At 33.8% G+C, this 17,209-nt stretch carries 18 protein-coding genes; 15 read left to right on the top strand and 3 right to left on the bottom strand.

Going from position 1 to position 17,209, the window contains the following annotated elements; all coding sequences use genetic code 11:
- Positions 1 to 357 precede the first annotated feature (357 nt).
- Entirely contained in the window at positions 358 to 591 is a 234-nt protein-coding gene (locus ACPWTF_RS19155) for a hypothetical protein (protein ID WP_427872539.1), read from the top strand.
- 48 nt (positions 592 to 639) lie between these two features.
- Here ACPWTF_RS19155 and ACPWTF_RS19150 read toward each other — a convergent pair whose 3' ends face one another.
- From ACPWTF_RS19150 to ACPWTF_RS19140, 3 genes are read right to left on the bottom strand one after another with little or no spacing between them, the layout of a single operon-like run.
- Positions 640 to 951 (bottom strand): hypothetical protein, encoded by a 312-nt coding sequence (locus tag ACPWTF_RS19150; RefSeq protein ID WP_427872538.1) that lies wholly within the window; start codon positions 949 to 951, stop codon positions 640 to 642.
- 16 nt (positions 952 to 967) lie between these two features.
- Positions 968 to 1,924 (bottom strand): DUF3137 domain-containing protein, encoded by a 957-nt coding sequence (locus tag ACPWTF_RS19145; RefSeq protein ID WP_427872537.1) that lies wholly within the window; start codon positions 1,922 to 1,924, stop codon positions 968 to 970.
- Positions 1,924 to 2,481 (bottom strand): LemA family protein, encoded by a 558-nt coding sequence (locus ACPWTF_RS19140; RefSeq protein WP_427872536.1) that lies wholly within the window; start codon positions 2,479 to 2,481, stop codon positions 1,924 to 1,926. Before ACPWTF_RS19140 ends, ACPWTF_RS19145 begins: the two co-directional genes overlap by 1 nt.
- A gap of 321 nt (positions 2,482 to 2,802) precedes the next feature.
- Here ACPWTF_RS19140 and ACPWTF_RS19135 point away from each other — a divergent pair, with 321 nt between their 5' ends.
- The 14 genes from ACPWTF_RS19135 to ACPWTF_RS19070 all read left to right on the top strand — a co-directional run bounded on the left by ACPWTF_RS19135 (position 2,803) and on the right by ACPWTF_RS19070 (position 17,208).
- Complete coding sequence (locus tag ACPWTF_RS19135; protein WP_427872535.1) at positions 2,803 to 4,011, top strand: anhydro-N-acetylmuramic acid kinase; 1,209 nt, start codon at positions 2,803 to 2,805, stop codon at positions 4,009 to 4,011.
- Between the two features lie 244 nt (positions 4,012 to 4,255).
- A complete protein-coding gene (locus ACPWTF_RS19130) occupies positions 4,256 to 5,827 on the top strand; it encodes a glycoside hydrolase family 10 protein (RefSeq protein ID WP_427872534.1) in 1,572 nt (523 codons plus the stop codon).
- Positions 5,814 to 7,085, top strand: coding sequence for an MFS transporter (locus ACPWTF_RS19125; RefSeq protein ID WP_427872533.1), 1,272 nt, complete (start codon positions 5,814 to 5,816; stop codon positions 7,083 to 7,085). Before ACPWTF_RS19130 ends, ACPWTF_RS19125 begins: the two co-directional genes overlap by 14 nt.
- Before the next feature lie 21 nt (positions 7,086 to 7,106).
- Positions 7,107 to 7,448 (top strand): hypothetical protein, encoded by a 342-nt coding sequence (locus ACPWTF_RS19120; RefSeq protein WP_095931751.1) that lies wholly within the window; start codon positions 7,107 to 7,109, stop codon positions 7,446 to 7,448.
- Positions 7,449 to 7,637: 189 nt separating this feature from the next.
- The gene (locus ACPWTF_RS19115) at positions 7,638 to 8,087 is read left to right on the top strand and encodes a GNAT family N-acetyltransferase (RefSeq protein WP_427872532.1); all 450 of its coding nucleotides are present in this window, start codon (positions 7,638 to 7,640) and stop codon (positions 8,085 to 8,087) included.
- A 2-nt stretch (positions 8,088 to 8,089) separates the two neighbouring features.
- Positions 8,090 to 9,703, top strand: coding sequence for a glycoside hydrolase family 3 protein (locus ACPWTF_RS19110; protein ID WP_427872531.1), 1,614 nt, complete (start codon positions 8,090 to 8,092; stop codon positions 9,701 to 9,703).
- A gap of 123 nt (positions 9,704 to 9,826) precedes the next feature.
- Positions 9,827 to 10,465 carry a peroxiredoxin gene (locus ACPWTF_RS19105; RefSeq protein ID WP_012024184.1) on the top strand — a complete coding sequence of 213 codons (639 nt, stop codon included), beginning with the start codon at positions 9,827 to 9,829 and terminating at the stop codon, positions 10,463 to 10,465.
- Between the two features lie 162 nt (positions 10,466 to 10,627).
- Positions 10,628 to 10,936 carry a thioredoxin family protein gene (locus ACPWTF_RS19100; protein ID WP_007805605.1) on the top strand — a complete coding sequence of 103 codons (309 nt, stop codon included), beginning with the start codon at positions 10,628 to 10,630 and terminating at the stop codon, positions 10,934 to 10,936.
- 120 nt (positions 10,937 to 11,056) lie between these two features.
- On the top strand, positions 11,057 to 11,314 hold the full coding sequence (locus ACPWTF_RS19095) for a DUF6952 family protein (RefSeq protein WP_035684509.1): 258 nt from the start codon (positions 11,057 to 11,059) through the stop codon (positions 11,312 to 11,314).
- Between the two features lie 373 nt (positions 11,315 to 11,687).
- On the top strand, positions 11,688 to 12,185 hold the full coding sequence (gene tpx / locus ACPWTF_RS19090) for a thiol peroxidase (RefSeq protein WP_427872530.1): 498 nt from the start codon (positions 11,688 to 11,690) through the stop codon (positions 12,183 to 12,185).
- 13 nt (positions 12,186 to 12,198) lie between these two features.
- Complete coding sequence (locus ACPWTF_RS19085; protein ID WP_095931756.1) at positions 12,199 to 12,573, top strand: diacylglycerol kinase family protein; 375 nt, start codon at positions 12,199 to 12,201, stop codon at positions 12,571 to 12,573.
- 18 nt (positions 12,574 to 12,591) lie between these two features.
- The gene (locus ACPWTF_RS19080; protein ID WP_427872529.1) at positions 12,592 to 15,045 is read left to right on the top strand and encodes a DNA translocase FtsK; all 2,454 of its coding nucleotides are present in this window, start codon (positions 12,592 to 12,594) and stop codon (positions 15,043 to 15,045) included.
- A 7-nt stretch (positions 15,046 to 15,052) separates the two neighbouring features.
- On the top strand, positions 15,053 to 15,745 hold the full coding sequence (locus tag ACPWTF_RS19075; RefSeq protein WP_095931772.1) for a LolA family protein: 693 nt from the start codon (positions 15,053 to 15,055) through the stop codon (positions 15,743 to 15,745).
- An 8-nt stretch (positions 15,746 to 15,753) separates the two neighbouring features.
- Positions 15,754 to 17,208: an LptF/LptG family permease gene (locus ACPWTF_RS19070; RefSeq protein WP_248725862.1), complete on the top strand. Its 1,455-nt coding sequence runs from the start codon at positions 15,754 to 15,756 to the stop codon at positions 17,206 to 17,208.
- The last annotated feature ends 1 nt before the right edge of the window (position 17,209 follow it).

Below are 17,209 nucleotides of genomic sequence, written 5' to 3'. Positions count from 1 at the left end.
CACAAGAAACTCCGCAACAGTGCGTGCTCAGCGCACGAAGATTTCTCCTTCGTCGAAATGACAAACTGCGTGGAAATCTCTTTGAGTTTACCTTTTCTCAAAATATCGTTTTATATTTACCATGCAGAGATGATTTTCCACGTTTAGCTCGTTTCAAATAACAAATAAATTATATTATTTTTCTTACTTTTTGTTGTTTTTTTTGATACTTTTACAATTCTTAAACTACAACATTAAGAACGAAATAAGATTTGCCCTTGTATTATGTGTGCGGTATCGGAAACGACCGTAAGCGCTGTTGTAGGCGTTAGAAACACTAATCTACAAGGGTTTTTTACTTCTAAAACTACAACATTTATGAGTACCAACACAATTTCAAAACAAACCGAAATCAAGCTTTTGAATTTTTTCAACGACAGAATCGATCCTGTAGAAATGGCTAAAACTTTAAGACAAGTAAATTTCACACTCGCTTTATGCGTTTTGAGCGAACATGAAACGTTTCAAAGCGAAATCATCAAATTAAGAGACAGCTTTTACTGGCTCAATGAATTGGCTGAGACTTTAAATCCTTATTTGGAGATGGAGTAAAGCTTTAAAAAGAAAAACCTCGACTTAAAAATCGAGGTTTTATATTATTTAATAATAAACTTTTAAATCACCATTATTCCGAATAAAAATAAAAAATACTATAATCAAAACAACACAAAAAACAAGAGATCCTGATCTTAAAAATTTATTCATCTCGTTTGGAATCTCAACGGTAAGTGTAAATAAATATAGAAAAAGTCCAACAAAAAATAAAACCAAAGTTGAAACACCCATAAAAACGATTGCTTCACCTACAGGAGACTGAGCAAGTCTAAAAATCTCGCTTATGGTGTAAAAGAAAAAAAGAACAAACCAAACCCAATACAAAAATTGAAAAATATAAGCTAAAGTTGTTTTCATAAACATTATAGTTTAATTACTCCTTCCCCCAAATCCTAGTATTCAAATCCAATTCATGAACAATATCCTGCATAAACTGAACAATCGAAAGATCATCAGTAAGTAAATCAGAAGCTAAAAGCGATGAATGAATTGGTGCTTCAAAGTAATTGTGAGATAGCGGAAAAGCGATATACATTTTAGAATGTATAAACGAGATCGAAATCGTTTCATCACATTTGTTATTTAAATCCAAAATTCTTTCCATCATGGCAGGCGTCAAAATGTATCGCGCTTCGATTTGATTTTTAGAATAAGTAACAAATATTTCGTCAAAGACTGTATTTTCTAATTGTACTAACTCGGAGTTACCGAAACTGAAAACGTTTTTCGAAAACCATGAACCAATGGCATCTGCTATACCTTTTGGACGTACAACAGTCGAAACATTAAAATTTTTATTAAAATCAGCTACAAAAACAATTCCTTTAAAAATCGTATGCCAAGTTGTTTTTGTTCCATTTTTAGTTCGAGTTTCCGTTTTATACTCGGCGTGAACTTCGGCAAACCAAAAAGAGGTTTTATCGACTATTCCGCTTATTAAATCCTGTGTTTTATAGCGATCTGGTCTTGTTGTAAAAAGTTCCGAACTTATAAATTCATATTCTGGAAGTCCGCTTTGCGGCGTTATAGTCAGCGTCTCGTTAATGTCTTTTAACGCCGCTCCAACAACGTTCATTTTATAAGACAACTTGTATTTTACAGCATCGTCTTCTATTCTGAAATACATTACAATGGCAATAATTACAGGAACCAAACAGCCAATAATCCCCAAAGGAACAAATCGAATGATTAATCCAATAACCAAAATCAACACTGCAAGTCCAATTAAAATGTAACAGGTTTGATAGGTTTCGGCTATTTTTTTTCGATCAACTTCTAAGCTATTCAGAATGTCTTGCAAGTTTGCTTTCGAATTTATTTCTGAATCCATTAATTATTAAATAGTTCTTTTGCACTAATATTTTTACGTTCTTCTTCTGGTGTTTCTAAAACATCAATTTTAGTGTAACCCAACATTCCCGCAAACATATTACCAGGAAACATCATAATGGCGTTGTTATAATCTGTTACCGAAGCATTATAAGTTCTTCTTGCTGCTGCAATTTGTTCTTCGCTTTCTGTCCAAGTTGTTTGAAGATTTAAGAAATTGATATTGGCTTTCAAATCAGGATAATTTTCTACTGTTACCATCAAACCTTTTACAGCCGAACTTAATTCAGTATCTAAACTCGCTTTTTCTTCATCTGTTAAATTCCCAGAAGTTGCTCTAGCACGAAGCTCAACGATTTTAGTTAATGTGCTTTGTTCGTAATTTGTGTATTGTTTTACAACTTCAACAAGATTCGGAATCAAATCGAAACGTTTTTTCAACATTACATCAATCGCCGAAAACGCATTGGTAACTTGATTTCTTTTTCCGATAAGTGAATTGTAGATGACAATTCCAACAATAAGAAGGAATACGATAAGTCCTAGAATAACAATCATGGTGTATTTTTTTTGAATTGGTTATGGGCAAATATATAAAAAGAGATGTAAGTTTTATCTGCTAGTTATCATTTTGTTTAAACACATTTTTTTAATATAGCCAGTGGTTTCAACCACTGGAACACAATATAATTTACGATACGTTTCCAGTGGTTGAAACCACTGGTTATGTTTGTTTAAACAAGCTAAACGCCTTTTACCGTAAAACAAACTATGTTTCTATGTGTTTAAAATAAAATTTCACAATTTTCTAAATTTATATCCGAAATAATCCCATTTTAGCGTTATCAATAAACTGACTACTATAAAACCTCATTTTAAATGAATAAAAACATAACCGCACTCTATACTATAGCTCAAAAAGAAACCCGAAAAATATTGGGTTTAATGTCTGGAACTTCTCTCGACGGACTTGATATTGCTTTGTGCGCTATTTCGGGTTCTGGCGAAAATACGAATGTGAAAATCCTAGAATTTGAAACGATTTCTTATTCTGAAGACATTAAAAACGAGATTAGAAAAGTATTTGCAAAAAAAACAATCGATTTTCAGCATTTAGCTTTGTTAAACGAATGGATCGGAATATTGCACAGCAACATGATTAATGATTGTCTTTCTAAATGGAATATTTCGTCAAGCGAAGTAGATTTAATTGCTTCTCACGGGCAAACCGTTTTACACGCTCCGAAGTTTTTGCATCAGCAGGAAAAATTTCCAAACGCAACTTTGCAAATTGGAGACGGAGATCATATTGCAGTAAAAACGGGAATTATCACACTTTCAGATTTCAGACAAAAACATGTGGCAGCGGGTGGCGAAGGCGCTCCTTTGGCGGTTTATGGCGATTATTTATTATTCGGCAAAAAAGGCGAAAACCGAATCATGCTCAACATGGGCGGCATCGGGAATTATACTTATCTCCCAGCCCCTCTAAACGCCGAGGAAGTTTTTGTAACCGATACTGGAACCGCAAATACGTTAATCGACATTTTTACCAAACATTATTTCCCTGAAAAAAGCTATGATAAAGATGCTGAAATTGCACAACAAGGAACTATAAATCAAGAGCTTTTAAACGAACTTAAAAAAGATGATTTCTTCCAAAAAAGCTTTCCAAAATCAATTGGTCAAGAGCTGTTTAATTTCGATTTTGTGCAGTCGGCTTTGGTAAAATGTGGCTTAGAAAATATTTCGGCATCAGATTTGCTAGCGACTTTAACGCGTTTAAGTGCTGAAACTATTGCAGAAGCGATTTTTTTCACCATAAAAAACACTCCTATTCCAGCAGAAGATTTTCATATTTATATGTCTGGAGGCGGAACGAATAATCCGTTATTGGTAAAATGGCTAAAGGAATTATTGCCTTGCCAGTTTCACACCAGCGACGATTTGGGCATTTTAAGTGATGCCAAAGAAGCTGTTTTATTTGCGCTTTTGGCCAACGAAACCGTTTCTGGAGGAGATTACAATTTTGGAAACAGCAAAGGAATTCCATCGGTAACAATGGGGAAAATTTCGTTTCCTGATTAAAATTATAGCCACAAATTCACGAATTTAGCGCTAATCTATCCGAAATAAGCGCGATTAATTACACGGATTATACTGATTGGATTATTTTCAACCATTAAAAAATAATTCGTGAATTTGTGGCGAAAAAATACACAATCCTAAAAAAACAATTCGTGGCGGAAAAACACACAATCATTAAAAAAAATAATTCGTGAATTCGTGGCGGAAAAAAAACTATTTTTGATTCCTGTTAAAAAACATTGAAATGCATAAAAATCAGCACTTAATATTCTTTCTTTTAATTTCATTTTTCATTACTTCGATTTCTAATGCACAGGAAAAAAACATGCATCCTAAAAACGAATTCAGAGGTGTCTGGATTGCAACGGTTCTAAACATTGACTGGCCGAAAACAAGTACAGATAATGTAGAAAAAGAAAAAGCTGATTATCTTGAAATTTTAGAGGCTTATAAAAAACTGAATTACAACGCTGTAATTGTTCAGGTTAGAAGCGTTGGAGATGCTATTTATCCATCAGAATTTGCACCTTGGTCTCGATTTTTGACTGGGAAAGAAGGTTTGGCTCCAAACCCTTATTACGATACATTGGCGTGGATGATTGAACAGGCGCATAACAGAGGTTTTGAATTTCATGCGTGGCTGAATCCGTATCGTGCGACTTTCGATTTGAATAAAAATCTTTTAAGTCCAAACCACGATCTTTTTAAACATCCAGAATGGATGATTGAATACGGCGGAAAATATTATTACGATCCTGCATTGCCAGAAGTGCAGGCGCATTTAACCAAAGTCGTAAAAGAAGTCGTTGATAACTATGATATCGATGCAGTTCATTTTGATGATTATTTCTATCCTTATGCTGTTCCAGGAAAAGTGTTTAACGACAATGCTTCTTACCAAAAATATGGCTCAGGTTTAAGCCGTGCTGACTGGCGTCGTGCAAATGTGAGCAACTTTGTACATTCTATTTCAAATACAATTAAAGAAAGTAAACCTTGGGTTCAATTCGGAATTAGTCCGTTTGGGGTTTGGAGAAATAAATCTCAAGATCCAAAAGGTTCTGAAACACAATCTACATCTAACTACGACGATTTGTATGCAGATCCGATGTTATGGATGGATCAAAAATGGATCGATTATATTTTACCTCAATTGTATTGGAGTATGAATAATCCGAGGGCTTCCTATTCTAAATTGGTAAAATGGTGGTCTGAAAATTCGAATAATACCGCTATTTATATCGGTCACGCTACATACAAAATTAGAGCTGACGGCGATAAAAACTGGAATTATATGACCGAAATTCCAACTCAAATTGATTTCTTAAGAACTTTCAAAAATGTATCAGGTAGCGCTTATTTCAGCTCAAAATGGTTCATGGGGAAAAACTTCGATGTGGTTCGCCATTTAGAAGAAAATCAATACAAATATCCTGCACTTCCAGCTGCAGTTCCGAATTTAAGACACGTCATTATCGATACGCCAAAAGTATTAGAATACAGTAAAGACAGCATTAAATATAATTTCACTTTCCAAAGTCCGCTGAATACGAAAGTCCGTTACATGGTGGTTTATGGAGGCGACCATGTTTCCAAAATTGACATAAACGATGCCACAAAAATCATCGAAAAAGTAACGGTTAAAGAAGTTGACGGAAAAATTACTTTCGCAATAGCGGCCGGAAAACTGAATCTTTACAAAGCTTGCGCTGTAACTTTTATTGATTATTATGCCAACGAAAGTTCTCCAACTGCAATAGATTTAAAAAAGCCTTTAAAAAACTATATACCAGCTCAGCCAAATGAAAACAGATAATAAACCGTGGTTTTGGATTCCGCTTCTTAACTTCGCTTCTGGATTACCTTATGCTATAATTATCTCTGTTTCGGTAATTATGTACAAAAATCTAGGAATTACAAATGAAGATATTGGTGTTTACACCAGTTTACTTTATCTGCCTTGGGTTATTAAACCGCTTTGGAGTCCGCTTATCGAATTAATCGGAACCAAAAGAAAATGGTTTCTGCTGATGCAATTAATCATTTCGATTGCCTTTCTGCTGGTTGGTTTCACCATTCCGCTCAACGGATTTTTTATCATGACACTTTCCATTTTCTGGGTTGCCGCTTTTGCATCGGCTTCTAATGATATTGCCAGCGATGGTTTTTATTTATTGGTTTTGCCAGAAGACAAGCAATCTTTCTTTATTGGTATTAGAAGTACTTTTTACAGACTTTCAATGCTGGCAGGAAACGGATTGGTAGTACTTTTTGCAGGTTATTTAGAACATAAATTTGGAGACAATACAAAGGCGTGGTCTTATACCATGATTTGTGTTGGTTTATTAATGGCTTTCATTACCGTTTATAATTTCATTTTTACACCAAAAAATGAAGTTAATGCAGTAAAAAACCACAAGGAAACACCAAATCAAAGTTTCGGAACCATATTTGTCAGTTTCTTCAAGAAAAAACAAATTGGCTTAATTCTAACTTTTATCTTGGTTTTCAGATTAGGAGAATCTCAATTGCTTAAAATGCTAAGTCCGTTTTTACTTGATCCAAAAGAATTAGGCGGAATGGGATTAGACACCGAAGCGGTTGGAATCATTTACGGAACTTGCGGAGTTGCAGCCTTAACAATCGGAGGTATTTTAGGCGGAATTGCAATCTCAAAAGAAGGATTGACCAAATGGATGTTTCCTATGTTTTTGGCCATGCACCTTCCAATTTTAGGATTTATATTATTGGCTTTCTTTCATCCTACATCAATTTATTACATTTATGCCGTTGTAATTGTAGAGCAATTCGGATACGGTTTTGGCTTTACCGCCTTCATGATGTATTTAATTCATGTTGCCGAAGGAGAATCAAAAACAGCACATTATGCACTGGCAACTGGTTTTATGGCATTAGGAATGATGCTTCCAGGAATGTTAAGCGGTTATATTCAGAAATTTTTAGGCTATCAAAACTTCTTTATTTGGGTTTTCTTAGCTACTATTCCAGGTCTTATTTTATCACGTTTTTTAACTTTCCCAAAAGATTTTGGGAAGAAATCAGAAGAAGTTTAACCCCCAAATCAAACTTTACCTATGGAAATCAATGAGAATTTGCAGAACGAACGCAATCTGAAAGGAACTGAGTTCGAGAAAAATGGAAATCTAGAAAAAGCGATTGAGTTGTATGAAGAAAATGTTGCAGAAGGCTTCAAAGGAAATCACCCTTATGATCGATTGGCAACGATCTACAAAAACGAAAACGATCTGGACAATGAAATCCGCGTTTTAGAAAAAGCAATTGTGGTTTACGAAATAATCACCATTGAAGACCGATTAGAAGGACTACCAAAGCTTTTCCGTTTTAAAAACAGATTGGAAAAAGCGCTTGAAACCAAAAAACAATTGGCTAAACAAAAGAAAGCAAAGTTGAAATAATTTTTACCATTAAGACATTAAGTAATTTAAGCCAAGCTTTATGAACTTTCTTATTGAAAAGAAGAGAATAAAGTAAAACTAAGGCGCTAAGCTTAATTTTTTTACCTCGAATAGATTAAGCAATTTAAGCCATAGCTTTATGAACTTAATGCCTTAATGGTAAAAACAAGATAACTAAATTTATTTGACATGGTTACTTTAAAACGTACGAATTCAGACGATATCGATTTTATAAATCTGGTCGCTTTATTAGATCAAGATTTGGCGATTAGAGACGGTGAAGATCATGCGTTTTACAATCAGTTCAACAAAACGGATAAGATAAAACATGTGCTCGTGTATTATGAAAACGGAATTCCTGTTGGCTGCGGCGCTTTTCGCGAAAAGGAACCAGCAACAACAGAAATCAAACGAATGTATGTTCATCCTGATTTTAGAAAAAAAGGTATTGCATCGGCAGTTTTAGCAGCATTAGAAATCTGGGCAAAAGAAGTCGGCTATATTTATACTATTCTCGAAACTGGAAAAAATCAGCCCGAAGCCATCAACTTATATCAAAAATTAAATTATACCATAATTCCCAATTATCCACCTTACGAGAAAATGGATAATAGTGTTTGCATGAAAAAGACTTTATAATAATGAAAATTACAGCAGAAGCATTACGTCAAAAAATAGGACAATTTTTCTTTCCAGCAGTATTCATCAACGATACCGAAGAAAATATTCAGGAAACGGAACGTTTAATCAAAGAATACAATATTGGCGGATTGACCTTTTTCCATAGCCGTGCTAGCGCTGCAACCAATTACGAAAGCAAGAAAAAAGTTGTTTTTAACGATGACAGTTACGAAAAAATCAAAGTACTTATTGCTCGTTATCAAAAAGCAGCTTCTACTCCACTTTTAATCAGTATTGATGCAGAATGGGGTTTAGCAATGCGTATCGAAAAAACACCACAATATCCGTATGCCATTACGCTTGGCGCTTTACCAGAAAACAAATCAAGTTTAATTTACGAAGTTGGAAAACAAATTGGTTTAGATTTAAAAGCAGCTGGAATTCAGTATAATTTATCGCCTTTGGCAGACATCAATAATAACCCGAACAATCCTGTAATTGGCTATCGTTCTTTTGGTGAAAACAAAGAAAAAGTAGCCGATTTTTCGATTGAATATTTAAAAGGAATGTCTGAAGTTGGCGTTTTAGGCTGTCTGAAACACTTTCCCGGACATGGAAACACCAATGTTGATTCGCATTTGGGATTACCTGTTTTAAAAGAAACGCTGGAAGAATTAATGGAAAACGAATTGTATCCGTTCATTAAAGGAATTGAAAATAATGTTGATTCGATTATGATTGGACATTTGGCCGTTCCGAGTTTAAATGACGGAAAAGATACTTCTGCAACTTTATCAAAAGCCGTTATTCAAGATCTTTTGCGTGATCAATTAGGTTACGATGGCTTGGTAATTTCTGATGCTTTAAATATGCACAGCGTTTCTAAATTGTACGAAACAAAAGGCCAATTAGAATGGGAAGCTTTCAATGCTGGAAATGATGTTTTATGTTTCGCAGAAAATGTTCCCGAAGGAATTGAAGCGATTTATAAAAATGCTTCTCCAGACCGTATTTTCGAAAGTTATAATAGAATCATGAAAGCAAAAGAAAAAGCAGGAATCCTTTCTGGAAATACTGCAATTTCAGGCCAATTAAACTTCGAAAAAACATCTCAATTAAATCTTGAAATCGCTCAAAATGCAATTACAAAAATAATTGATAATGGCACTTCAGATTTAGCGTTTGAAGCGCAGAAAAACAATAAATTAGCCAAACTGAGTTTATATAAAAATACCGATAATACATTCTTCAAAACTTTAAATGCAAAATTAGCTTCACCAGAATTTGCCTTTGAAAGTTTAGAAACTTCAGATATCAATTCTATCAAAAGTGAGTTAGAGAAATTTGACACGATCATTATTTCCTTATTTGTTCCAAAAGCAAAACCATTAAATAATTTCGAAGTAAGCGATGAAGTTTTAGAACTACTTTCTGATTTGCTGCAAACCAAAAAATGCATTGTTTTCGTTTTTGGAAACCCGTACGTTTTACCACTTATTCCGAATCTAAAAAAGGCTTCGGGATTAATTCAGGCGTATCAAGATTTTGAAGAATTTCAAAAAACAGCAGGAATTCAATTTTTAGAAAAAAATAGTTTCAATGGCATTTTACCAGTAAATATTGATATTCAATAACTTAAATTATTAAATAGTCAAAATTTATCAACTTATAAATTTTTATAATCACATCTTATTGTAAGAACCTGTACTTATGCCCTACTTTTGCACCAAATAAATTTTTAACGTAAAACGAATATTATGTCTTTAGTAGGAAAAAAATTCCCAAGTATTGCAGTAGATGCTATCTCAGAAATGGGTGACAATTTAAAAATCAACATTTTTGAAGAAGCAGTAAACAACAATAAAAAAGTACTTTTATTTTGGTACCCAAAAGATTTTACTTTTGTATGTCCAACTGAATTACACGCCTTTCAAGCTGCATTACCAGAATTCGAAAAAAGAAATACTATCGTAATTGGTGCTTCTTGCGACACAAACGAGGTTCACTTTGCTTGGTTAAATACTCCAAAAAACAATGGTGGAATCGAAGGTGTTACTTACCCAATCTTGGCTGATACAAACCGTAATTTAGCTAACATTTTAGGTATTCTTGATATCGAATCTACAAGCTATAGCGAAGATACAGATTCAGTTATCATCGAAGGTTCAAACGTAACTTACAGAGCTACTTACCTTATTGACGAAACTGGAAAAATCTTCCACGAAAGCGTAAACGATATGCCATTAGGACGTAACGTAAACGAATACTTAAGAATGGTTGATGCTTACACTCACATCCAAACTAAAGGTGAAGTTTGTCCTGCAAACTGGGAAGCTGGTAAAGAAGCTATGTCTGCAGACAGAATCAGTACAGCTGAATACTTAAGCGCTAACTAAGAAATAAAATTTCCAAATTTTTAAAATTCCAAATTCCAATTGGGATTTGGAATTTTTCTCTCTCAAAAAATCAATAATATTTTCAAAATTTAGATTTTCTAAGTTCAATCGTAAGATTTGGAATTTGGAATTTATAAACTTGGAATTTAAATACAGAAAATTATGTTAATCGACTTAAACGAAGATACGTTAGCAGATTTAGTTGCTAAAAACGAAAAAGTAGTAGTACAATATTCAGCTTCATGGTGTGGAAATTGCCGTATTATGAAACCAAAATTTAAAAAACTAGCAACAGAAAATGAAGCTATTACTTTTGTTTTGGTTGATGCAGAAAATTCTCCTGAATCAAGAAAATTAGCTAATGTGAGCAACTTGCCAACATTTGCAACTTTCGTAAACGGACAATTAGTTGGCGAAACGCAAACCAACAAACAAGAAGTTTTAATTGACTTGGTAAACGCAATTGCTTAATTTTAGATCGTTAGACTTACTTAGATTTTAAGACAACTTAGATGTTGTAAAAAAAATCATAGAAAGTCTAAGAAGTCTAAGCAAGTCTAAGCAAGTCTAAAAATCTAAGAAATCTAAACTATGAAATTACCAGTAATTAAACATTTAACGCAATTCATCGAAGAAAACGATCAAGATTACATCATTGAAACGATCGAAGTTCTAGAAGCAATGACTGAAATTTCTTCTCTTAAAGACGAAGAATTAGACGTAATTGGCGAATTGATTTCGAATATGTATGGCGCCCTTGAAGTGCAAAAATTGGTTGCTCAAGGAACAGATAAAAAAGAAGCTTTAAATACGTTCATGAAACGTGTTTTAGGATCAATCGATAAGTAAATCGGCTTCCTCCCAAAGGATAAATAAAAAAACAAAGCTGAGAAAGCGTTTCTATCTGGAGACGCTTTTTTTAGTTTACAGTATTCAGTCGCAGTTTCTCGAAATCTTTGTCAGGCTGAGCGAAGTCGAAGCCCACACAAGTAGCTCTACTAACAAAATCAAACCTTTGTCAAAGTTTAAAACTTTGACAAAGGTAAACTCGCAATCACACTAAATCTAAAATCTACCCTCTAAAATCTAAAATATTAAAAAAAATTCTTGAATTTGTAGCCCCAAAAAACCTATCTTAATCTCTCCTTAAACCCATAACAAATACTTTTAGATTCAAATATTAATCCTTACTTTTGAGCCTCATTAATTTTAAACAAAAATCATGGCATCTATCACATTAGGAGGAAATCCAGTTCATACATTAGGCGAATTGCCAGCAGTTGGATCGCAATTAGCTGACTTCAAATTAGTTCAAAACGATTTATCAGTTGCTACATTAAGCACTTTCGCTGGTAAAAAATTAGTTTTAAATATCTTCCCAAGTGTTGATACAGGAACTTGTGCTGCATCTGTTAGAAAATTCAACCAAAGCGCAAGCGGATTAGAAAACACAACTGTTTTATGTATTTCTAGAGATTTACCTTTTGCTCAAAAACGTTTTTGTGGTGCTGAAGGTTTAGAAAATGTAGTAAACTTATCAGATTTTCAAACTGGTGCTTTTGGAAAAGCAAACGGATTAGAAATCGTTGACGAGCCTTTAGCAGGTTTACACTCAAGAGCAATCATTGTTGTTGATGCTGATGGAAAAATCGTTCACACAGAACAAGTTGCAGAAATTGCAAACGAACCAAATTACGAAGCAGCTTTAGCAGCACTATAATATTTTCCTCTAAATGGAGTTTCAAAAAGATAATACATTTGTTACAGGTCGATTAAAAAGTATGACTTATGCTTTTAACGGAGCTGTAAAATTGATTAAGACAGAACACAGCATCATGGTACAATTCTCTCTGGGAATTATCATGACAATTGCTGGATTCTATTTTCATATTTCTCAAACCGAATGGCTGTGTCAGACACTGGCCATTGGTTTGGTTTTAAGCATTGAAGGATTAAATACGGCAGTTGAAAAAATTGCCGATTTTATCCATCCTGATTACAGCAAACGAATCGGTTTTATTAAAGATATTGCTGCCGGAGCGGTATTTTTTGCCGCAATGACTGCAATTGCAATAGGCTTGATTATTTATATCCCAAAATTTATTTAGGCAAAGGAAAACGCAAGAATGGCAAAAAATAAAAAAGAAACTGTAGATAAAAAAAACGAAAAACAGGAAGGAGTTAAAAGATCATTTAAGATGTCTAAACAGCAAAGATTTGTTTTAGGCTGTCTTTTGGTACTTTTTTCTATTGCACTATTGGTCGCATTTATTTCTTTTTATGTAAACGGACAATGGCAAAATGACCAAAGTGTCGTAAATCAGCTCGGTGATCGTGCCGAAGTTGCTGAAAACTGGCTCGGAAAATTCGGAGCTTATCTTGCCGATTTAATTATCTATAGAGGTTTTGGACTTGCCTCTTTCATTTTTGTACGTTTGTTTTTCCTTACCGGAATGTTTTTAGCACTGGAGCTTTCGACCCAAAAACTAAAAAACACTTGGTTCTGGGACATTTTTGCTATTATCGTTGTTTCTGTACTATTTGGTTTCTTCGCTACTTCTGCACCAGAACTTGGAGGAACAATTGGTTACGAATTAAATTTATTCCTTCAAGATTATATTGGAAAAACAGGTACACTGCTTACACTGCTTTTTGGTTTAATTATCTATTTGATCTTCAAAATCAAATTATCGCCAGAAAAAATCCAATCGTATTTTGATTCTACTAAAAAAGAATTCAAATCAGAATTAGACAAGTTAAAACCAGCTGTAAATCAGCCTGAAAGCGCTTATAATCTGGAAGAATTTGCTATTAAAGAAGAAATTGAAAGCGACCCTGAAATAGATGATATCCACATCAAAACAGTTGACACGCAATTCGAACTTAACAAAGAAGCTTTAAAACCAACTATTTCTCATTCATCAGAAATTGAGTTGAATCCAGTTTTAAAGCCAATTACCCCAAAACAAGAACTACCATTAGTTTCTCCTGATGAAGCCTTTGTAATTGAAAAAGCAGAAGAAGAAGATATAATCGAAGAAAACTTAGCTTCTCGCCTAGTTGCCGATTTCGGATTATTTGACCCAACTCTGGATTTATCCAATTACAAATTCCCAACCATTGATTTATTAAAAGAATATTCGACTGGTGGAATTACAATCAATCAGGAAGAATTAGAAGAAAATAAAAACAGGATTGTAGACACACTTCGTAACTACAAAATTGAAATTGCACAAATCAAAGCAACCGTTGGACCATCGGTTACTTTATATGAAATTGTGCCAGAAGCAGGAATCAGAATTTCTAAAATTAAGAGTTTAGAAGATGATATTGCTTTATCATTATCAGCATTAGGAATTCGTATTATTGCGCCAATTCCAGGAAAAGGTACGATCGGTATTGAGGTTCCGAACAAAAACCCTACTATGGTTTCTATGAAAAGCGTTATTGGAGCTGCAAAATTCCAAGAGGCCGAAATGGAACTGCCAATTGCTTTAGGAAAAACCATCTCAAACGAAACTTTTGTTGTCGATCTTGCTAAAATGCCTCACTTATTGATGGCTGGAGCAACAGGACAAGGAAAATCGGTTGGATTAAATGCGGTTTTAACTTCGCTATTATACAAAAAACATCCAGCCGAAGTAAAATTTGTTTTGGTCGATCCGAAAAAAGTAGAGCTTACGCTTTTTAACAAAATCGAAAGGCATTATTTAGCTAAACTTCCTGACACTGAAGATGCTATTATTACTGATAACGCAAAAGTTGTCAATACTTTAAACTCACTTTGTACCGAAATGGACAATCGTTATTCTTTATTAAAAGATGCGATGGTTCGTAATATTAAAGAATACAATGATAAATTCAAGTCTAGAAAATTAAATCCAGAAGCCGGCCACCGATTCTTACCTTACATCGTTTTGGTTGTCGATGAGTTCGCCGATTTGATTATGACTGCAGGAAAAGAAGTTGAAGTTCCAATTGCTCGTTTGGCTCAATTAGCCCGTGCCATTGGTATTCACTTAATTATTGCAACACAAAGACCATCGGTAAACGTTATTACCGGTTTAATTAAAGCCAATTTCCCTGCCAGAATCGCATTTAGAGTAACTTCTAAAATTGACTCTAGAACGATTTTAGACACACAAGGAGCCGACCAGTTAATTGGACGAGGAGATTTATTATACACAAACGGAAACGATGTAATTCGTGTGCAATGTGCTTTCATTGACACACCGGAAGTTGAAAAAATCACCGATTTTATTGGCGGACAAAAAGCATATGCCACAGCTTATTTGCTTCCAGAGTTCGTTGGAGAAGAAAGTGGCATTAATCTTGATATAGATATTTCCGAAAGAGATACTTTATTTAGAGAAGCGGCAGAGATTATTGTCAATGCTCAGCAAGGTTCTGCTTCTTTATTGCAACGAAAATTAAAATTAGGATACAACAGAGCTGGTCGTTTGATCGATCAACTTGAGGCAGCAGGAATTGTTGGTCCGTTTGAAGGCAGTAAAGCACGCAGTGTAAACATCTTAGATTTAAATGCTCTTGATCAATTTTTTAATAATGAACAAAATTAATCCAATCATGAAAGCAAAAATTCAAGAAATCAACAACAATTCTATCACAAACATGACTAAAAAGTGTTTTCAAATGGCAGTTATTTTGCTTTTGAGCTTCACTTCTATTCAGGCTCAAGATAAAAAAGCGAAAGATTTATTGAACGAAGTGACTTCTAAAATAAAGAGCTACGACAATATTGTTATCGATTTTAAATATTCTTTGAATAATGCCAAAGAAAATATCAATCAAGACAGTAAAGGAAACGTAACGATGAAAGGAAATCAATATGTTTTGAATTTTATGGGCGTTACCAAAATTTTTGACGGTCAGAAAACCTACACAATTGTTCCTGAAGACGAAGAAGTTACTATTTCTAAAGTAAACGAGAAAGATGATAACGCTATCACTCCTTCAAAAATGCTTACTTTCTTCAATTCTGGCTATAAATACAACATGGACATTGTTCAGAATGTAAAAGGAAGAAAAATTCAATACATCAAATTAGTTCCTACAAGCGGAAAAGACCAAAGAAAAGAAATTTTGTTAGGTATTGACGTTCAGACAAAACACATCTACAATTTGATTGAAACTGGAAAAAACGGAACAAAAACAACTTTAACCGTTAATTCTTTTAAAACCAATCAGCCATTATCAAAAAATCAATTTACCTTTGTAGCGAGTAAATACCCGAAATACTACATCAATAAATTAGATTAATCAGAAGGTTGAAAATACTAGACAAATACTTATTAAAAACATTCTTATTTACATTTACTACGGTATTTGTAATCTTATTTTTCATATTCATACTTCAAACAGTATGGCTATTTATTTCAGAACTAGCAGGTAAAGATCTCGACTTAACATTGGTCGTGAAATTCCTGCTTTTTTCTATGCCACGAATTATACCGCTGGTTTTACCCTTATCGGTTTTATTAGCCTCTATTATGACTTTCGGAAATCTTGCCGAAAATTATGAGTTTGCAGCCATGAAATCTTCAGGAATCTCACTGCAAAGAGCAATGAGAGTACTGATTATTTTTATTTTCGTTTTAAGTATTGTGGCATTTTGGTTTGCAAACAACGTCATTCCGTATGCCGAATACAAATTTGTCAACTTTAGAAAAAACATCGCACAAGCCAAACCTGCGATGGCTATTGCCGAAGGTCAGTTTAATGATGTCGGCACTTACAACATTAAAGTAAACAAAAAATCTGGCGAAAATGGTAATCATCTAACTGGTGTAACTATTCACGAGAAAGCGAATAATATGGGTGAAAACAAAACCGTAATTAAAGCTAAAACTGGTGAATTAGTCAGTAACGAAAAATCTAGTATTTTAAAGCTAGTTTTAAATGATGGCTATTACTACCAAGATGTTACGCCAAAGAAATATGAAGATCGTGCAAAAATGCCTTTTATAAAAGGTAAATTTAAAACACAGATCATCAACATCGATTTATCTGAACTTAACAAAGTTGATGACAGCAAAGAAAGCATTGCAGGAACAAATGCAATGTTGAATGTTAATGAATTGCGCTATACTCTAGACTCCTTGAGTAAAAATTTAGATAACGAAATTGTTTCTTTTTCTGAAAACATTAATCAACGAGTTGGCTTTAAAAAGTTTTTCACAGATTCGCAAAAAAACATCAAGAAGAAACCACTTCCAAATGATCTTTTATCTATTTATTCCAACAAAGAAAAAGTAGATGTTTTAAAAATGGCTGGAAGCAATGTTACAAGCAGCATCTATTCAATTGAGACTACTCAACGAGATCTAAAAGACAAACAAAGAGAAATCAACAAGCATTTGACTGCTTTGTACGAGAAATTTGTAATTGCCTTTGCTTGTTTCTTAATGTTTTTTATTGGAGCTCCGCTTGGTGCTATTATTAGAAAAGGGGGACTTGGACTTCCTATTGTATTTGCCGTTTTAATCTTTATTACTTTCCATTTTATTAATACTTTCGGAAAAAGAGTATCTCAAGAAGGCGGTATGACTCCGTTTTTAGGATCATGGATGTCCTCTTTTATTTTGTCGCCTCTTGCCATATTATTAACCTATCGTGCAACAAACGATAACGGGTTAATTAATTTTGATGCGATTACAACTCCTATTTCACAACTATTTCAGAAAATCTCTGAGCGGTTCTTACCTGCTCAAAAGCAAAAATAAT

It is taken from the genome of Flavobacterium sp. MMS24-S5 (assembly GCF_050320125.1).
In the GTDB taxonomy this organism is placed as follows: Bacteria; Bacteroidota; Bacteroidia; order Flavobacteriales; family Flavobacteriaceae; genus Flavobacterium; species Flavobacterium tyrosinilyticum.
Note: the sequence above shows the minus strand (reverse complement) of the source record. Positions and strands in the feature narration are given on the sequence as shown.